The organism is Microaerobacter geothermalis (genome assembly GCF_021608135.1).
GTDB classification, from domain to species: Bacteria; Bacillota; Bacilli; order DSM-22679; family DSM-22679; genus Microaerobacter; species Microaerobacter geothermalis.
This window is the reverse complement of the sequence record NZ_JAKIHL010000052.1, coordinates 1-18,550: the sequence shown is the minus strand read 5'-3', so window position 1 is coordinate 18,550 and position 18,550 is coordinate 1. Positions and strand designations below refer to the sequence as shown.

The 18,550-nt window shown below is 40.5% G+C and carries 21 protein-coding genes and 1 other RNA gene; 11 read left to right on the top strand and 11 right to left on the bottom strand.

What is annotated here, in order from left to right; all coding sequences use genetic code 11:
• Positions 1-226 precede the first annotated feature (226 nt).
• Positions 227-496, bottom strand: coding sequence for a metal-sensitive transcriptional regulator (locus L1765_RS14780; protein ID WP_236408258.1), 270 nt, complete (start codon positions 494-496; stop codon positions 227-229).
• A gap of 186 nt (positions 497-682) precedes the next feature.
• Between L1765_RS14780 and L1765_RS14775 the strand changes: the two genes are divergently transcribed.
• Entirely contained in the window at positions 683-943 is a 261-nt protein-coding gene (locus tag L1765_RS14775) for a hypothetical protein (protein ID WP_236408257.1), read from the top strand.
• A gap of 37 nt (positions 944-980) precedes the next feature.
• Here the strand turns inward: L1765_RS14775 and L1765_RS14770 are convergent, their stop codons facing one another.
• Positions 981-1,484 carry a DUF3907 family protein gene (locus L1765_RS14770; RefSeq protein WP_236408256.1) on the bottom strand — a complete coding sequence of 168 codons (504 nt, stop codon included), beginning with the start codon at positions 1,482-1,484 and terminating at the stop codon, positions 981-983.
• Between the two features lie 410 nt (positions 1,485-1,894).
• Between L1765_RS14770 and L1765_RS14765 the strand changes: the two genes are divergently transcribed.
• The 7 genes from L1765_RS14765 to rnpB all read left to right on the top strand — a co-directional run bounded on the left by L1765_RS14765 (position 1,895) and on the right by rnpB (position 7,685).
• A complete protein-coding gene (locus L1765_RS14765; protein WP_236408260.1) occupies positions 1,895-2,101 on the top strand; it encodes a thioredoxin family protein in 207 nt (68 codons plus the stop codon).
• Between the two features lie 597 nt (positions 2,102-2,698).
• Positions 2,699-3,040 (top strand): hypothetical protein, encoded by a 342-nt coding sequence (locus L1765_RS14760; protein ID WP_236408255.1) that lies wholly within the window; start codon positions 2,699-2,701, stop codon positions 3,038-3,040.
• 255 nt (positions 3,041-3,295) lie between these two features.
• Positions 3,296-4,486 carry an HlyD family secretion protein gene (locus L1765_RS14755; protein WP_236408254.1) on the top strand — a complete coding sequence of 397 codons (1,191 nt, stop codon included), beginning with the start codon at positions 3,296-3,298 and terminating at the stop codon, positions 4,484-4,486.
• Positions 4,487-5,230, top strand: a complete 744-nt coding sequence (locus tag L1765_RS14750; RefSeq protein ID WP_236408253.1) for an ABC transporter ATP-binding protein — start codon at positions 4,487-4,489, stop codon at positions 5,228-5,230. It abuts the gene before it with no gap.
• Positions 5,230-6,378 carry an ABC transporter permease gene (locus tag L1765_RS14745; protein ID WP_236408252.1) on the top strand — a complete coding sequence of 383 codons (1,149 nt, stop codon included), beginning with the start codon at positions 5,230-5,232 and terminating at the stop codon, positions 6,376-6,378. Before L1765_RS14750 ends, L1765_RS14745 begins: the two co-directional genes overlap by 1 nt.
• A gap of 23 nt (positions 6,379-6,401) precedes the next feature.
• Positions 6,402-7,100, top strand: coding sequence for a TetR/AcrR family transcriptional regulator (locus L1765_RS14740; protein WP_236408251.1), 699 nt, complete (start codon positions 6,402-6,404; stop codon positions 7,098-7,100).
• A gap of 162 nt (positions 7,101-7,262) precedes the next feature.
• An RNA gene (gene rnpB, locus L1765_RS14735) (RNase P RNA component class A) lies at positions 7,263-7,685 on the top strand.
• On the opposite strand, the gene L1765_RS14730 is transcribed toward rnpB, so the two are convergent.
• The 6 genes from L1765_RS14730 to L1765_RS14705 all read right to left on the bottom strand — a co-directional run bounded on the left by L1765_RS14730 (position 7,675) and on the right by L1765_RS14705 (position 14,898).
• Positions 7,675-7,911: a hypothetical protein gene (locus L1765_RS14730; protein WP_236408250.1), complete on the bottom strand. Its 237-nt coding sequence runs from the start codon at positions 7,909-7,911 to the stop codon at positions 7,675-7,677. The genes rnpB and L1765_RS14730 overlap by 11 nt on opposite strands.
• Before the next feature lie 72 nt (positions 7,912-7,983).
• On the bottom strand, positions 7,984-8,547 hold the full coding sequence (locus tag L1765_RS14725; RefSeq protein ID WP_236408249.1) for a YkoP family protein: 564 nt from the start codon (positions 8,545-8,547) through the stop codon (positions 7,984-7,986).
• 136 nt (positions 8,548-8,683) lie between these two features.
• Entirely contained in the window at positions 8,684-11,281 is a 2,598-nt protein-coding gene (locus L1765_RS14720) for an acyl-CoA dehydratase activase-related protein (RefSeq protein ID WP_236408248.1), read from the bottom strand.
• 1 nt (position 11,282) lies between these two features.
• On the bottom strand, positions 11,283-13,475 hold the full coding sequence (locus L1765_RS14715; protein WP_236408247.1) for an acyl-CoA dehydratase activase: 2,193 nt from the start codon (positions 13,473-13,475) through the stop codon (positions 11,283-11,285).
• A 225-nt stretch (positions 13,476-13,700) separates the two neighbouring features.
• Positions 13,701-14,165, bottom strand: coding sequence for a hypothetical protein (locus L1765_RS14710; RefSeq protein WP_236408246.1), 465 nt, complete (start codon positions 14,163-14,165; stop codon positions 13,701-13,703).
• Between the two features lie 73 nt (positions 14,166-14,238).
• Complete coding sequence (locus L1765_RS14705; RefSeq protein WP_407942286.1) at positions 14,239-14,898, bottom strand: haloacid dehalogenase type II; 660 nt, start codon at positions 14,896-14,898, stop codon at positions 14,239-14,241.
• Positions 14,899-15,533: 635 nt separating this feature from the next.
• Here L1765_RS14705 and L1765_RS14700 point away from each other — a divergent pair.
• A complete protein-coding gene (locus L1765_RS14700; RefSeq protein WP_236408244.1) occupies positions 15,534-15,953 on the top strand; it encodes a DUF1440 domain-containing protein in 420 nt (139 codons plus the stop codon).
• A gap of 75 nt (positions 15,954-16,028) precedes the next feature.
• Here the strand turns inward: L1765_RS14700 and L1765_RS14695 are convergent, their stop codons facing one another.
• From L1765_RS14695 to L1765_RS14685, 3 genes are all read right to left on the bottom strand, one after another.
• Complete coding sequence (locus L1765_RS14695; RefSeq protein WP_236408243.1) at positions 16,029-16,382, bottom strand: DsrE family protein; 354 nt, start codon at positions 16,380-16,382, stop codon at positions 16,029-16,031.
• Positions 16,383-16,490: 108 nt separating this feature from the next.
• A complete protein-coding gene (locus tag L1765_RS14690) occupies positions 16,491-17,171 on the bottom strand; it encodes a Crp/Fnr family transcriptional regulator (RefSeq protein WP_236408242.1) in 681 nt (226 codons plus the stop codon).
• Entirely contained in the window at positions 17,164-17,400 is a 237-nt protein-coding gene (locus L1765_RS14685) for a glutaredoxin family protein (RefSeq protein WP_236408241.1), read from the bottom strand. Before L1765_RS14685 ends, L1765_RS14690 begins: the two co-directional genes overlap by 8 nt.
• 227 nt (positions 17,401-17,627) lie before the next feature.
• Between L1765_RS14685 and L1765_RS14680 the strand changes: the two genes are divergently transcribed.
• Positions 17,628-18,005, top strand: a complete 378-nt coding sequence (locus L1765_RS14680) for a transposase (protein WP_236408240.1) — start codon at positions 17,628-17,630, stop codon at positions 18,003-18,005.
• 186 nt (positions 18,006-18,191) lie between these two features.
• Positions 18,192-18,425 (top strand): hypothetical protein, encoded by a 234-nt coding sequence (locus tag L1765_RS16145; protein WP_329610055.1) that lies wholly within the window; start codon positions 18,192-18,194, stop codon positions 18,423-18,425.
• Positions 18,426-18,550 lie beyond the last annotated feature (125 nt).

Here is an 18,550-nt window from a genome sequence, read left to right as displayed (position 1 = left end):
TCTCGATATGGCAGAGTATTTGGAATGGCGAGAAACTCAGGCAACGAAAGCGGTGTCTAAAGTGACTCGCATTGGCTAATTTATTTCTCTAACCGAGGGGAATTTACACACAAATATGGACTTGATCCAGTTTTTCTGAATTTTTATTATATAATCACTATGTAAATGGTATTAATAATGACACTTACCTCTGGTGAAAAATGCACTCCACCTGAGGTAAGTTTTCTTATCTGCTTTTTAGCAGGATTTGAATGGCATCTTCCACCACTTCTTCAGTGGGTTCCCCTTTACTGATCTGTTCACTGATACAATGATTCAAATTGTCAGCAACCACTTGTAAAATAGCTTTATCCATGGCTGAACGAATCGCTGTCATCTGGGTTACCACATCCCTGCAGGTCTTTTTTTCCTCCATCATTTTAATAACTCCTCTTACCTGGCCTTCAATTCTCCTCAACCGGTTTATAACCTTTGCATCATAAGACGAATCCTGCATCTTTTTTCCCTCCTAATACCCTCTCTGGTATCATACTTATTCTTATTATATCCTACCTGAATACTCGTGAAAAGTGGTGCTTTCCCATCGAGCAAAGGAACCTAATTTTTGGGTACTTGTTCCCGTTTCTTCATGAGGCAAATTCCCATATGTATATATCATGTATGATTTGAAAGGAGGGATTTCATGAACCAATATGAAATGTACATGGTGAAATACTACTACCACAAAGAAAAGTATTATCATTACAAAAAGCTGTATCACTGCAAAAAATACCATAAATACATGGTCAAGTATATGGAGCATAAAGAAAAATGTGAGTATTATTACAAAAAGGTGATAATGAAGGGCCCTCATCACCATCATCAAGAAATGATGCCCTATGAACAAAAGGATTTTGAGATGAAAGAATACTCCGAGCATTTGGGGGATAAGGAAAAACAATGAAAAAGGTGCTCTAAAACGGGCACCTTTTGAACAAACATCAAACGGTCGATTTCATTCTCTTTTTAGTAACGTAGTCGGTCTCATAATACTGAAGTTCAACCCGGAGATGCTCAAATATTTTTGAAAGGGAGAGGGTTAATTGCTTCAGCTCTGGTACAACCTCTTTTCTGAAAATAATGGAGTCCCTGCCAGTATAAGAATACCTTCCGTCCTCTTCGTACACTTCCCCCTTTGGATAGAAAAAACCGTCCACACAAGTATGATACACTTGATGCAAGGATTCTTCAGCAAAATCTTTGTTAAAAACTGCCCGTCTCAAGCATACGCCCAATTTTTCGTAAGCGTTTTCGCAGTTTACAAGCAAATGCCTTAAGTCTGTTAAATACAAGCGGTAATAAGGTTCATACTCCTCTCGATCCCCTGAACGGGAAACCAATTGTGGCAATGTGTGATGATTCAAAAAATACTCCAATTCCTTGCAAACCTTTTTTAATTGACGATGGGCCTCTTCGCATAGTTCCTTCAACTGTGTATTTGGCATAGGTACCCCCTACCATATAAAAGTTTAATATGATCTCTGTAACAAAATTGTAACAAATCTATTCCTGTTATTCAACAGATGAATCTTTAACCCTTCTATTATCTTTCATCTAAAAAAACTTACTTCAAGTGGAGTGCATTTCCACCTGCACCTTTACAAAATCATGAAAACTAATTATAATTACTTTTAAATTACAATAATATTATTTAATCTTGAACATATGATTTATCACCATGAGGTTTAATCTTTTTCTCTTCGGGGTATAGTACTCACGAGAAAATGAACTATACCAGGAAAGGATGACATCGATGAAGATAATTCACAGTATGGAAGCATTTGATGAAGCAATGAAAGATAAGAAACCAGTTGTTCTTAAATTTACTGCAGATTGGTGACCTGGATGCAGACAACTGGCTCCAGTTGTCGAGGCGGTATCCCAGGAGTTATCCGATCAAGTCCAGTTTTACGATGTTGATGTGGATAAGTTGCCAGATTTGGCATCCAAGTTTGGGGTGATGAGCATCCCAACGATGGTATTGTTCCACAACGGCATTGAACAGGATCGCGTAACAGGTGCCATACCCGAGGCTGCTGTAAAACAGTTTGCCTTAAGATAATCCTTTGAAACCCTCCACTCCCCCGCTGCCCACGTCATAGACGTGGGCAGCGTACTTTTTAGGGGTAAGATGTGGGAAGTGGAAATGGAATAAATCGGCGAATTGTCGATTTTAATTTAAAAATAAAAATGGGAGTCAACGCTCCCATTTAGATATATTCATATTTATCCTTATATATTCTTATATCCCGTGAGAAGAAATGGCCTACTCGACCTAACAATCATTGTTAAAGAATAAGAAGATCAGAATAATGATAAGAATTAACGCCCAGATGTTATCATCATCAAAAAAGCTCATCTTTCATCCCCCCTTACCATCTTCCCTATCAGCCTATGAGACATTTTCCGCTCGTGTATAGATACCCGCCTATTTTATTAAAAAATAGGTGAATGCCCTAAAACCTCGCAGCAAATTGGGCAGACTGCTAGATGCCCTTTGTCACTATAATTCATAGGATAATGTAGTAGAACATGGGTATAGAGATTAAAAGGAGGGAGACGGAATGATCAACTGCCGTGACAATTTCATTATTGTCCTCGTCCTTTATGTTCTTCTAGTAATAGTTGGAGTATCTGCAGATTAATCGGGTGAAATGAGGTGATCAACATTAAACGGAGGCCTGGAAAAGGGAATGGAAACGGCTTGTCTGGGATTAAATTTCAATTAAAGCAGATCAATGAAAAAATGAACCATACAATAACGGCATTGGAAAAGCTAGACAATCGTTTGGAAAACCTTGAAAACACATCAAAAGAAATTCCTTTGCTAAAAGATATGTTAGTTAAAAGACCAAATCGAAGAAGAGGTTTTGCATTGCGGAGATCAAGAAACCGGGGAAAACAAAATTTTTTAGACCAAATAAATCCAGATAACCTATTGTCTGTGTTGCAGTTGTTAAATAATCCAGCCATTAAATCCCTGCTAAAAAATCTGAAGTAAGATGTACTCGTGATGATGTAGTCCAATTTTAAATCTGAAACAGGGTCATAGGAAGGAGGGAAACCGAAGATTAAAGTACTTCACAGACAGTGTCTTGTTACCCTGACAAGACACTATTTTTCGTGACAAATTTTAGTGAATTCTCTAGTTCATACTATATACCACAGCCACTTTTATTTGACATTGATAATTGCAGGATTTAATCTATACATATATGCGAGTGATTACTCACTATATTTTTTAGGGGGCGTGAACATGATTAGAAAATGTTATTTTCCATTGATCATTTTCATTCTAGCCATTCTTTTAACCGGTTGCGGCTCTGATGACTCCTATGTCTTTTCAGGAACCATAGAAGGAAAGGAAATTCCCATAGTATCCCAAGTATCCGGTCAAATCTTATCATTAAAAGAAGAAGGGGAAAAGATTACCCCGGATGATGAATTGGCTAAAATTGATGATGAAATTCTACGGTGGCAGGTAAAGGAAGCCGAGGCCGGGAAAAATGCGGCCATAGCAAAATGGGAGGAAGCCAAGGCAGGAACAAGAAACCAACAACTACAACAGGCTATTGCCCAAATTGATCAACTGGAGGCCTCCCAAGCCCAGGTAAAAGCCAGGCTGAAACAGGCAGAAGCCTCCTTGTCCCAGATGGATGCTCAACTTGAACAGTTGAAAACCCAATGGGACGGTGCAAAAGACACTCTGGCCTATCAGGAGAAGCAATTTAAAAATTTGGAAGCCCTTTATGATGTGGGTGCTGTTTCGGAAAGAGATTTGGAAAATCAAAAAGAGTTGTTGAATCAAGCCAATACTCGGAGCAACCAATTAGAAGCGCAATACAAAGCAACCCTTGCCCAATATGAGGGAGTAAAAAATGAATATAATGCTTCACTGGCTCAGTTAGACATCGTGGAAGCCCAAAAAAAATCGGCCAAAGCCCAGCTTTCTCTATTAGAGGAAGGAGCCACCTCATATACCTTGCAATATTTACTCGCACTAAAAGAACAGGCTGAAGCAAGGTTGGAACAAACAAAAGCGCTGCTTAACAAAACCTCAGTCCACTCCCCCATTTCCGGAATCATTCTTAGAAGACACGTAGAGTTGGGGGAACAAGTAAAGCCTGGAACCACGCTATTTACCGTGATGGACCCTAAAAAACTGGAAATTACCATGTATGTTCCAGAAGCAGATTTAAATCTGGTCCAACTTGGGAGGAAGGTAGACGTCAAAGCAGATGCGTATCCTAATGAAACCTTTATCGGAGAGGTTGTCCGCATCAATGAGAAAGCCGAATTTACTCCGAAAAATGTCCAAACCTCCAAAGAGAGAACAAAAATGGTGTTTGGAGTAAAAGTTACCCTGATTGAAGGCTGGGATAAACTTAAGCCCGGGATGCCCGTTGATATATGGCTTACTCCTGATGAGAAAGGAGAGTCAAAATAGATGGAAATGGCCATTTCCTGCCATGAACTCACAAAGGTGTTCGGCAAGTATACAGCAGTGGATAAAGTTTCCCTCTCCATTCCAAAGGGTAAAATTTTCGGATTTCTTGGTCCCAATGGTTCAGGAAAATCAACAACCATTCGTATGTTGTGCGGAGTTCTTACACCAACATCTGGAACCGGCCAAGTTTTAGGGTTTGACATTTTGAAGGAAGCGGAAATCATTAAACAGCACATCGGGTACATGTCCCAAAAATTCAGCTTATATGAAGATCTCACAGTAAATGAAAACCTGGATTTTTATGCCGGGATTTACGGTCTTCCTCCAAAGGAGGCCAAAGAAAGGAAAAAAGAACTGATTCAACTGGCAGATTTATCAGGAAGGGAACATCAGCTGGCAGGAACTTTATCCGGTGGATGGAAGCAACGTTTAGCTCTCTCCTGTGCTCTGCTCCATCAGCCAAAAGTCCTTATACTGGATGAACCGACGGCAGGTGTAGATCCAGTTTCACGCCGGATCTTTTGGGACATTATCCACCAAATGACCAAAGAGGGAATTACCGTTTTGGTTAGTACCCATTACATGGATGAAGCGGAAACTTGCGACTACATCGGATTTATATTTTTTGGACGATTACTGGCTAAAGGAACGCCTCAGGAATTAATGAAGCAGTTAGGGAAAAAAAATTTGGATGATGTCTTTATTCATTATGTCCAAGAAGAGGAGAAAGGGGGGCAAGGCTGATGTCGATTAACCAAAGATTTTCGATTCATCGTTTTGCCTCCATCATGAAAAAGGAGTTTCTACAGCTAAAAAGGGACCGCGCCAGCTTCGGAATTGCCGTCATGATGCCCCTGGTCCTTCTCCTTCTGTTCGGATATGCCATTAATACCGATGTGGACCATATGCCGACAGCAATATGGGATCAGAGCAAATCAAAGGAATCAAGGGAATTGATTGCTAGTTTCGAACTGACCCAATACTTTGATATGACTAATGAAGTGCAGAATTACAAACAGCTTCAATCCTTGATGGATACAGGAAATATTAAAATGGGTTTGGTTATTCCTCCCGACTATGCCTATCAATTGGAAAAGAATGAGGAAGCAAAAATCCAAATTCTCATAGATGGATCCGATCCGACCGCTGCAAGAACGGCCCTTTCTTCCGCCCAGTTAATTACGCAAAACAAAGCCTTGGCCATTCAGGAAGAGATGTTGAAAAAGCAAGGCTTTAATCAACGAATCATTCCCATTAAAGCCGAAACCCGAGTCCTGTATAATCCCGATATGGATAGTACTGTATTTAATATTCCCGGTTTGATTGGGTTAATTTTGCAAAATGTAACGGCCTTGCTTACCGCATTTGCCCTGGTCAGGGAAAGGGAACGGGGAACCATGGAGCAGTTGGTGGTTACGCCAGTCAGACCCATTGAGTTGATTTTGGGTAAATTGGTCCCCTATGTGATCATTGGATTATTCTCATTCTCTCTTGTTCTGTTTACCGGAATTTACTGGTTCCAAGTGCCTGTGAAGGGAAACATACTCCTTCTGTTTGTATTGGGTCTTCTTTTTCTAATTACCACGCTTTCTATCGGGATATTGATTTCCACCATTGCAAAGACCCAACTACAGGCCATGCAGATGGCATTTATTATCATGTTGCCAAGCGTTCTTCTTTCCGGGTTTATTTTCCCGAGGGAAACCATGCCATTATTTGTACAGGGGCTAGGAGGATTGATTCCACTCACCTATTTTTTGGAGATTTTAAGAGGTATATTTCTGAAAGGGGTCTCCATCTCCTATTTGTGGCAGGAAACACTCATTTTAACCCTGATTACCTTGATCATTTGCAGCATTGCCGTGCTCCGATTCCGTAAAAAATTGGAATAGCCGATCCCATTGGAGGTGAACCTATGGAACAAAAATTTGAAGATACCTTGTCTAAATGGCTGGAAGAAATAAAAGAAGAGGGTGACATGACTGAGAAGCAACGAAAAATCCTTGAAGCCTCCATTAAATTATTCTCAGAAAAGGGATTTCATGCCAGCTCCACCAGCGAAATTGCCAAAGAAGCCGGAGTAGCGGAGGGAACCATTTTCCGTCATTTCAAAACCAAAAAAGATATTCTTGTTACGCTGCTTGCTCCCCTGTTCATGAAATTACTTTCACCTTATATCCTGAAAGATGTGAAGAGAATTATGGAAGATGAAAGCTTGTCTGCTGAAGAGGTGTTAAAAAAGGTCTTCAAGAATCGATTGGATTTATTGGAGAAAAACAAGGATCGAATAAAAATTATTTTTCAAGAGGCCACGTTTCATCCCGAAATTAAGGAAGCCATCGTTGAACACATTGCCAGGCAAGCAAGAGCCATCGCTGAAGTGTTTGTAACTAAAAAAATCAAAGAGGGTGAATTTCGTGATCTTCCAACCTTCACGGTTGTCCGGACTGCCTTTTCCATGATGCTAGGGTATGTTTTTTTCAAGTATGCCTTATTCCCGGATGAGACCATGTCCCTTGATGAAGATGTGGAGATTGACACGATGATCGATATCTTCCTAAACGGAGTAAGAAAAAAAACCGACTTTGCAGCCGGTCATCCATTGGATTGTTGAGGGGAATTTAATTGAACATTGTATCTTATGACGATGTGATTATATTGGTGACTCATAGGGAAAAATATAGATGAAATTTCCAGGGTAAGGTTGGCAAAAAATTAACATTGAGCCCTCAACAATCCTGTGTTATACTTCAGTATGTTGTTAATTACATACAGGAAAGTAACTCAGGCAATCGCCGGTGAATGATAATTCACGGGAGGAAAGTCCGAGCTCCATAGAGCAGGGTGCTGGGTAACACCCAGTCAGCGCGAGCTGAAGGATAGTGCCACAGAAACAAAACCGCCGATGGAAGAAAGTTCTCTTTCTTCACAGGCAAGGATGGAAGCGTGAGGTAAGAGCTCACGAGGTCGATTGGTGACTTTCGACCTGGTAAACCCCACCTGGAGCAAGACCTGATAAGAATCATCCTTTATGTTGGTCATAAAGGAAGCTGTTGCTCGCAGTGATTCGGGTTGGTCGCTTGAGCTATTCAGTAATGAATAGCCTAGATAGATGATTGCCCCTCCAATGGTGGGAGCATATTTTTATGCGTGATACCACTGGGAGTGACAGAACTCGGCTTATGAAGTTACTTTCCTGCCCTCAAACCTAATGTCTCAGGTGTTTGAGGGATTTTTTTATAATTCGTCCAAGAAGGAATAAAGTCCGCTTCAAGTCTAAAGAACGGATCCCTCAATAACTTCACCTTAGTTTCGGGACTTTTTGTATCAGGGTGAACCGTTGTTTCTCCAATTTCGGGAATATCGATACTACCAATTTCAGGTTTGTCTACAGAAGGAATCTCCGTATACTCCTTTTCATTCACTTGAATCACCTCGCTTATTCTTTCTTTCTCTATTGGTACTTTAAATAGACGATTTCACATCCATTGTTCCTTTCATGTTCTAGTCAGATACTTATTAAACAATAATTCCTTTGACATCACAATGTATTTGGGAACTAGTTCATCTTTCCTTTTTGTCCAGCGAAGTCTCCCTTCCGGGTGACATAAGATTAACATGGGTTTCATGTACATTAGTTTATACCGTTTATACCATTCGTTTGTAATTTCCTGAACATCAAATCCCAATCTGGCTGCACCCCGGTGCAAGATTGAAATTCCTACGATTCCTTTAATTACATGGGAATGGATATGTTGATCAAGATATTGCGCCAGTCCCGGCATAGATTGTTTCACCTGCTTATAGACGTAAAATGCCCGTTGATTCCCATCCTTTATTGATAACATTTCCTTCATTAAACGTTGGTTATGAAGATGGATCTTTAGCAATGAGTCATTTGAACGAATGACAGTTCCATCTGACAAAGTTAAATTTGGTCCTCTATATTTTAAAAGCCTAACCCTAAAAATATTATCCTTTTGAGATACATATTCCAACCGATTGCATAAATAATATATTTGATCCAGTATTCCCCATGCCGCAAGCATTGAATAGTTCATAATTTCACCTCACAGCAATCTGTCATATATATTATGTGCAAATTTCTTTTCTTCCATCGGTGGATTTTTTACCAGAGAACCAAATTAAAAAGATACTCTGCCTAAACAGCAGAGTACCTTTATTCCCCAATGGCGATCATCTTAAATGAGACTGCTTCTTTTCCTCATCATACATTGAAAAGATAATCTGTCCGATTTGTTCCCTTCGTTTTATCTCCTTTTCTTTTTCCTGATTAAATTGTATATTTTCTTTGGCCAACTTATTCTGTAACTCTGTATGTAAAATGGTGGCAAAGGTTGAAACTTCCGTTTTTAAACGTTCGATTTCCATTTCTTTATCAAAGGAAAGGGAAAGGTAGCGGACCCCGTATAAATGGCATATTTCGCTCATACAATCCCTTGCTATTCCCTCAGGCATACATTTAAACGGGTAAATATGCAAGATCCCGTCCACACCCTGTTCAACGGCAAGTCTGGCATGGGCTACCGACGGCAACCCATCGCCGCCTACCTCATGTTCGATAAACGGTAGGGCATCCGGTTCCCGGACATCCTTTTTGAAAAGATAGATATTATATTTCTCCATCATCTGCAGGACAGGTTTTATCATCGGATGGGATACTTTTCTTTTTCTTTTCAGCTCTTTCAATGAATGCCTGATAAATTGGCTCAATGTGATTCCTTCAACCACTTCTATCCCGTGGCTTCCCATTAACTGTTCCACTGTTCCCCTATTGGCGAAGGATGTGAGTGCTACGTAAATCTCACCAACCATCACCACCCTGGGTTTTACCTCAGAATCCTGAGGAATGGAGTCTAGACGTTTTAACCCCTCTTTTAGAACCTGTTTCACTTCCTGTTCTGTGTGAGCTTTTCTTAATAAGGCAAGCACTTCTTTATATACTCGGGTTGTTTCTCCCTTTTTTAATTCATGGGCGCGAACAATTAAGGATTTCGCCTTTAACTCTTCAGCGGCCAATAATTTCACCCACCCTCTTTCCACCAGCTTGGAAACCGCAGAGATAAACTTTAACCAGAGAACCGCCCTTCGATGAATAGGCAGTTTATTCAACCCGTTTGCTTCTTCCTGGATATAGAAAAGAATGTCCTTTAACCGATCTTGGTTTCCATAAACTGAAAGTTCCTTGATAAATTGCAACATATTTTGACCATGGATACCCATGGAACTCATTTGCAGCGTATGTCCATATTGATTCAACTGATCGGCAAATTGCCGTCTCATTTCTTTTTCAGCAATGATGGCATACCATCCAAAGGTACAAGGGCCGTGACTTCGTGCCATCAGGAGCATAATGTTTCTGGGCTCTTCCAGTTCTTTAAGGGCATATGTTAAATTTTGCTTTAAACTCCCGATGCTACAGGCAAAAGGGGAACAGGATTCATTGTATTTATCGTTTCCAAACTCTATGGTTTCCTCTGATACGGGTTTTGGTAAATACACATAATCGGCCAGGCCGGCCTGATAACAAACCTCCTCCAACAAAATATCCAGAGTAGCTCCCATATTGGGCCAAATAATAAGGGGTTTTCTTGTTCCATCAAATTCTTCGATAGATGATATTTCCTGAGAAATTTCCGTAGAAACCTTTTTAGTCAATACAGGAATATTTTCCTTGTGAAGCCTTTCATCTCTCCGCTGCTGTAGAAAGCCATAAATGGTTTCATAGCGGGTAACAAATCCGGCGCTTCCTGCCTGTTCATCATATTTAAAGGTCCAGCAGGGAACTCCTTTTTCCCGAATCAGTTCTGCCAAATAATCCACCTGAAAAGCATCCGGGTGGCAGCCAAAACTGCCGACAACAATAAATCCATCCACTTTATCAAGGGCGTAATGAATAAACCCTTGTCCAATCTTATGGGTGTCATAAAAACCATCAATATTCTTTCCATATTCCTCTATGTATTCATAAGGAACATCTTCAGCTGTAAGAACAGCCACTCCCTTCTTTAAAAAGTAATTCTTCAAATCAGCACTAAGAGTAGAATCATGAACCAAATAATTTCGGCCTACGATGGCCAATCTGATTTTTTCTTTATCTTGCAATATTTGTTCCAAACGATAAGTCTTCTTCTCTACTACTTCTTCATAGGCTTTGGAAAAAGCTTCTTTTACTTGAATCATTTCGTGGGAATATTGATTTCCGGACAGGTTAGAAAAGACAAATTTCCACTGGTTTCTTTTAGGCAGCCGAAACATATCGGCATAAAGATTGTAACAAAGGTTAAACATTTTCTGCCTATCCAAAGACTCAACCATGGGCTGCAAGATTCTGGGAAGGGCATAAGATTTCTTCAATAAATTTTCTGCTGCCTCGTACCCGATGTATTGATCTAAACCCTTGCGCCATCTGCCTTGAGTTTCTTTCATCCGATAACCAATCATACTTCCAAGGGAGCGAATGGCTACTCCACCAACATCCCTGTACTTTGAACAGGTAACAGACCAGTCGTTTTCACTATTGATAACCGGAGCAATTATGAGATTCAAATCAGGATGATTTTTTATCAACTGATGGATATGCCCTACATAAATGCGAAGAGGTATGCAAAAATCGGCACTGGCAAGGGTCGAGGCTGCCGCTACAATTTCAGGTGTTGTTGCCCTACTTTTGACCAGTTCTACATGTAAGTTTTCAATAAATTTGGCGATAACCTTGCTTGACGTATAATGACCCGTAAATGCCATGACCATGCCTGCTTTTAAGGATTTCACCTCATCTCACCCCCTGAAGCCATTGGTTCACTTTTTGCCTGTCACGATCTTCTGTAATCAACCCATCAAACATGCCAAAGTCACAATCAATCGATTTGTAACCGGCGATCGGTTGACCATTTTCCAACAGGGCCACCACATCATGACAAATCCTTGGACATTCATGATGGAAACAGGTGGTGGTAACCGTTACATAGGTGCTGGAAAGAATGCTTTCAAATCCTTTAAAGTGGGAATCATGCCCCTGTTCAAATGTTCCCTTGCTGATCAGGGCTGCTCCCAACGCACCTGCCCCAAGCACCAATCTATTATCTTCAAAAATGATAAATTCCTCCTCGGAGAGCTGAAGGGTTTTTCTAAACGCTTCCTGAATGGCTTTATTCAAAAAGGTACCTCCCTGAGCCACAATAGGAATTCTTAATACTTTACCCTTGCCGATATCGGAAAGGTAAGTACGGCAAATGGAATAGGCCAACCCCATAAACAAATCATGGGTCGGAAAGCCCATCCGTGATTTATGAATCATATCTGATTCGCCAAAAACAGCACAACGCCCTGCGATTCTTGCTGGTTCAGTGGAGTGCAGGGCAACATCGGCAAATTGATCGATGGGGACCTCAAACCTTCTGGAAACCGATTCAATAAAAGAGCCCGATCCGGCAGCACATTTGTCATTCATGGCAAAGTCTAATCCGTTTTCCTTAACCACGATAATTTTTGCATCATTTCCTCCGATATCCATAATCACTCCCACCTCAGGCACCATATAACTGGCCCAGGCATAATGGGCAATAATTTCCGTACTTTTCACATCGGCAGTATGGCTCGTCCGCCTCGTAATGATATCCCTTGCCAATTCGCCGGCACTTCCAGTTGTCCCTATCCCGGAAAGTTCTGCTCCTTCTGGCAATACTGACGCTATTTTTTCCAAGGCCTTCAAGATAGCTCCTAACGCATCCCCGGAGGTATCTACCGACCCTGAAGCCATGATTTCCACCCGGTCACCCAGGCTTTTAAGCAAGGCATACTTGGTTCCACGGGAACCCCCGTCAATTCCGGCGAAATAACGGCCCATAGATGAACGGGAGCGGCTTGCAAAGATACTTAAACCAGGAGTTGTTCTTGCTTCCCGCAACACAGGAATGTGTACGTTAGATAAAGACTGGGGAGTGTCTTTTACATTCTTCGGCTGCCGTGAACCTTCACAACGTCCCCCCAGCGTATCCAGAATTACAATGTTTTCTTCCTTCTTCTCAAGGGGTTGAGTCAGTTCACATGCGTTTTGACAACCATGACAAAATCTGATCTGGCTCTCGTATACCCTCTCAAAGAAATCGTCCTTATAAGAAGTGGCCATGGTTTCTAATCCCAAAAAATGGTCTCTGACAATGACCGCCATTCCCAGAGCTCCAACGACATCATGATAAGGAGGGACGATAACTTTCGTTTTTAACCTGTTCTCGAAAGCCCATTTGACACCGGAATTAAAGGCGACTCCACCCTGGAAAAATATGGGTTGATGGAGGGTATAGTCTTTCACTACATTAAGCAGGTAGTTGTTTGCCATCGCCATGCAAACCCCTGCCAATCGATCGGACAGCGGGACACCCTTCTGGGTAAGATGTCTAAAGTCCCGTTTTGAAAAAACCGTACATGTGGCATCAATTCGGGAGGCCCGATTAGCCTGAAGAGCGATGGGCCCAAAATCACGAAGAGGAATCCCTGCATCATCAGCCAATTGTTTAAGAAATTCGCCGGTTCCGGCAGAACAGATGGTGTTCATATTAAAAAATGTAGGAAAACCATTTTCATCAAAAATAATCACCTTCGCATCCTGTCCACCAATTTCGATGATACTTCCCACTTTATCGACGGAAGGAACAAAACCGTGATCAACCAGATGCTTTATCCCGATAGAATGGGCAAAAATTTCTGTCCGGGTCAAATCACCACCGATGATTTTGCTGTTTAACTCCCTCCCGCTTCCGGTTAATCCAACCCCTGCCACTTCAATATCATCAGATTGAAGATACGTTTGAAAGGCATATTTCAATGCATCAACCTGGGAGGGATGTTCATCATGTCTTATATAAACCGGTTTTCCGATGATATTTCCTTCTTCATCGATTCCCATTACTTTTGCGGTAGCAGATCCGATATCCACACCGATATAGGATTTAATCGTCATGTTCATCTCCCCATTCGTATTTTCACAATTTTCATCTTTTACCAAACGAACGGAGTTTATTCAATTTCTGATAAGAAAAAAATCTGGTTTAGTGAAATGTACTAAACAAATTAAGTTATGGATTATTCAGATGGTGATTAGCTTTTTAAAATGATGACAAGGTAATGGTGGCAAGAAATGGTTAAGAAGAACCCGCATCCCAATCAAGGAGATGCGGGTATGCGGGGGATTTTATACGTTCACCATACCGGTTAAATGTTCAACATGTGGACCTGGAATCGTTCCATGGGTCGTTCCATCCGTATGAAAGGCCAGAACAATAGACTTAATTTTATGAACCGTTGAATCAATCGGTACCCCTTTAAAAGGATCAAAATTCAAATGGGCGATATAATATTGAAGCTGACCATTTTTATTGACGATCACACGATTCGGATCAAACCCGTCACTAGTATAGGTCGCCCCTCTAGAAGCAGCAGGGTAGGGACCGGTATCCGTTACAAACCAAGCGGTATAAACTCCCAAAGGAAGCAGGTTATTCGCTTCGATTATGATTTCTCCGTGTCGGTCTGAATACCGGCAAAGAATAGCAGTTCCCTTGGCGCTCCGCCAATAGGATTCTTTAACATATCCAGGGATTCCTCCATGACTAGGTTGCTCAGGGACCGTCAGTTTTACCTTGATGCACTTTTCCAATAAAAACACCTCCGCTAATTTATATAGGCATTGATACCTTATTCATCGGGAGGTGAAAAGGTGAATGTATTCTCTATATTTGAAGTACTCCATATAGATCTGAAACGATTATGTCAGGACTCTGATTCAATTCATCCATTGTTTTGTTATTCCGGTTCACCCATGCAACATGGAAACCAAAGCTTTTCGCTCCGGCAGCATCCCAAGGGTTTGAAGAAATAAATAGAACTTCTTCCCTCTTCACATGCAACTTCTCCAAAACGACCGTATAAGATTTCGGATCGGGCTTGTACACCTTCGCATCATCAACAGTTAAGATATCATCAATATGGTCATCTAAACCGTTGAAGTGAACGACAGGTTTGAGTATATCGGGGGAACCATTTGAGAAAATCACTCTCTTCTTTCCATTTAGCAGTTTAAGCACCTCCGGAACTTCTGGAAATGTTCTCAGTTTTTTATATTCTTCCATCAATCTTTCTTTCATTGATTCATCTAACGTGAGCTCCAAATGTTTACAGGCAAATACAAGTGCATCTTCCGTCACTTTGCCAAAATGAACATATCGTCCCATTAAGGAACGAAGCCAGGTATATTCCAACTGTTTACTGCGCCATATTTCACTCAGCTCTTCCCCTTGCCCGGGAAACAAACGGTTACAAAGTTCAATCACGGAATGGACATTAAACAATGTTCCATAGGCATCAAATACAAAAGCTTTAATTGTTGCCACCTTATTCATCTCCTTTTAATTTAAATCAATTGACATGAATGTAAACCGGGTTGCCTAGTCTTGTAGACGGATTCATTATTCTATTATTATTCTTCTTCTTGATACGTAAAAACTCCTTTTTATCCGATGACTAACCGCCACTAAGACTCCCACTTCTTAAGTGGGGGATAAGTGGCGCTGCGCTAAGCCCCTGGATAAGTTGTCGACAAAAACGCAGCGTCCTGCTGCATTGTCGACATTTGCACGTCCTGTGCGGCACAACTAAACTTCAGGAAATATGAACTTCGACTAAATACGCAACGTCCTGTTGCAACGTCGAAGTTAGCACCTCCATGTGCGTCATAAAACTCCACCAGAAGTAAGTTTCCTTTATGATGCTATCTAAAAATGCTCCGTCTCTTTCCGGACTTTTTCCCATATTACTTTAGATGTGGAATTAAAGATTCACACGTTCGCTAGTCTAATTCGCGAAGAAGCGATTAATGTCCGATCCAAGACTAAAACATCGGAGCCCTCAAAAACATCTGGGTAATTCTAAATGTCTTCTGTAATCCAGCTTACAGAACAATATCGCTAAACAAGGTAAGATAGAGACGTAATCAAAAAACCATTTGTTTAATGAGGAGGAGATCATAGTGACTGAAACTTATGCTGATTCAAAAACACCATTTTATTGGAAAGCAGGGATCGTGGGAAGTTTGATCGGCGGTGTAGTTTTTGGAATGCTGATGGCTGTCATGGGCATGCTTCCGCTGATTGCAGGATTAATTGGCAGCGAATCTTCAACTGTTGGTTTTATCACCCATATGGCAATTAGCTTTATTTTCGGAATCACTTTTACTATTTTTGCGGGTGTAACCAAATGGAACGGGATTGTATCCGGTGTGGTATATGGATTTATACTTTGGTTTCTCTTTCCATTTATTCTAATGCCAATCATGATGGGAAGCATTGAAATGGCTTTCCAATTTAATTCCGGAAACCTTCTCAGTTTAATTGGTCATCTGATGTATGGATTGACTACCGGAATCGTCTATAAAATAATGACAAGGTAATCGTGGCGTAAGAAAGCTGAGAACCCGCATTCCAATTAAGGGGATGCGGGTTCTTTTAATATAATTTATTGGCAATTAAATAATGATAATTTGATAATCGTCAGCCACTAATTTGGCCAAGCTGGGATGACCGTTTCTTTCCCCCAAGGAAGAAATGCCTGATTCTTTCACCTCATTTACCACTCCGAAAGCACCGGAGCAATATTCACAAGCACCTTCAATAATTCCTAAATGCTTTACTGCTTTGTATACTGGATGATAAGGATTGGAAGGATCTTCGAATTTCTTCACCCAAACCGTTCCTGCGCCATCAAATATTACCTTCACTTCATGTCCTGCTTCATGCAGTTCCTGTGCATACAATAACCCATGAAGTGCTTTTGCCAGTTCATTCTCATTGGAATGAACAAAAATCGCAATTTTTTTCATTGTCAATCTCTCCCTCTTGATATAATTTTGAACTACATCTAGAGTCTATTCTTTTTTTACATTTATTTCTGTGAAACACATTACACAAGAAAGGTGAATATTTTACATTTATCCATTTATATACTCCTTTGCTTTGTCTAACCTAACTTGAATTGACATTCGCCCTGTTCGGATCACATCCTCTTTGACCAATTGATTTAAAACAACAGTAACCGATTCTCTAGTCGCTCCGATCATATTAGCCAGTTCCTGATGAGTTATGGGTAAATCAATCTTATAAAATTCTCCAACTGCTAAACCAAACTGCTCAGATAATTTTATTAATAAATGAAGTACGCGGTCCCGTATATCCCCCAATGCCAACTGCTCAAGCAATTCGTCTCGTTCCTTCAGCCGTTCGCTTAACATTTTTAAAAATTTTAAAGCCAATTGCGGCCTTTCAGCTAAAAATTGTTCAAACTGTTCTTTTCCTAATGAACATAATATCGTATCATCCATTGTTTCAATATAGATATCCTTTGTTCCCATTGAAAAGGAATCTATTTCCCCAAACACATTCCCTTTTCCCAAAATTCCCAGAGTAAATTGCTTTCCTTCCGCATTGATCTTGTATAAACGCAATTTGCCTTCTTTAATGAAATAAAGCCCTTCACGAAATGTTTCCGGGGTTTGAATTAACGTATTTTTTCTTAATGTAGACATAGGAGCCATGCGGTCAATTTCCATTAAATCTTCCATCGGCAGCGCTTCGAGCAGGCTAATCTGCGATAAATACCACAATTTATTCATATTTCCCCTCCAAAAACTTTTCAAATTTTTTTCGATCAAAGTGATAAAAATAGCTAGACTCGATGATGATGAATGGAGTTGCTATTCCACCAAGCATTAGCATCTCATCAAACTTTTCCTGATTATGGGTTACATTAATCTGTTCATAAGGTATACCATTCTCCTGAAAAAATCGAATGACTTCTCGACATAAAGTACAATGATTACTTATATATATTTTAGCTTTCAAATCAAATCACCTGCCGTCCTATATAGATTTGCAACATAATTTCATCGTAGAACAATTATACACAGGAGCTTCATTGATATTCTGTAAAACACATTACAATGAATCAATTTCATAAATCCAAACCCTTATGACACTAAGATTTTTAAGGCACTAAAAAAGGAGTACCTCCCCAAATCTCGAATAGAGTAATTGACAAAGAAAACTCAACGAGAAAGGATGGACTCCTTATGTTCCCTATTCGACAAGGACATTTATTTTCCCTGCAAGATTTATTCGATTTAGAACCTACCCAGCAATATCAGGCTATTTTTGAGGGAATCGACATTACTCCTATCCTTACCATCGTCGGTAAAAAGTCCTGGAAAGGTACGCCGCAATCTCTTAATTATTCTGCGATGATCTACGCACTCTGTGCAAGAATACTTGAAGGAATTCCTACGATCAAATTGCTGGTTCGTCGCTTGAAAAGGGATTTGCAATTTCGATTGGATTGTGGTTTTTTACTCTCGGATCGCACACCCTCTGAAGCTTCTTTCTCACGATTAATCCGGAAGTTAAAAGCGTCCTCAGTCCTATCAGATGTGAATGACTCTGTTCTTTTCTAAGCGATTCTCGAAGGTCATATTGAAGATGATCATGTTGCTTTCGATGCGACACATATCGAAGCTCGTGACAAGGCTCAACAGCAAACTGTAGAAGAAGTCACCCCTCAAGAACCTAAAAAACGGGGTCGCAAAAAGAAAGAAGATTATGAAGCTTGGAAAAAGCAACAGGAAGAAATCCAACATCACTTGCCAATCTTTGAGCAGAAAATTGAAAAACAACTGGACTATTCTTTTGAAGAACTGGCCAAAGCCATGCCGATTACACCCAAGTGGGGTGTTAAGAAAAATTCGGAGAATAAGAATGTTTTTTGGTATGGCTTTAAAGGGCACTTGCTGGTTGGAACAAAAAGCCAGTATATCCTGCAACATTTCCTTTCATCAGGAAATATGAATGATGCGAAAGCTGCCATTCCTCTATGAGCTATTTGCGATGTTCGGGAAACCAGATGAGACAAGGGTTTAGAGAAAGGCGAAAATAAATTTTACCCCAAAAACAAGCGGAAAAATGCGGGTTAATAGGAGTAAAAAAAGAGGCTAGGCAAAAA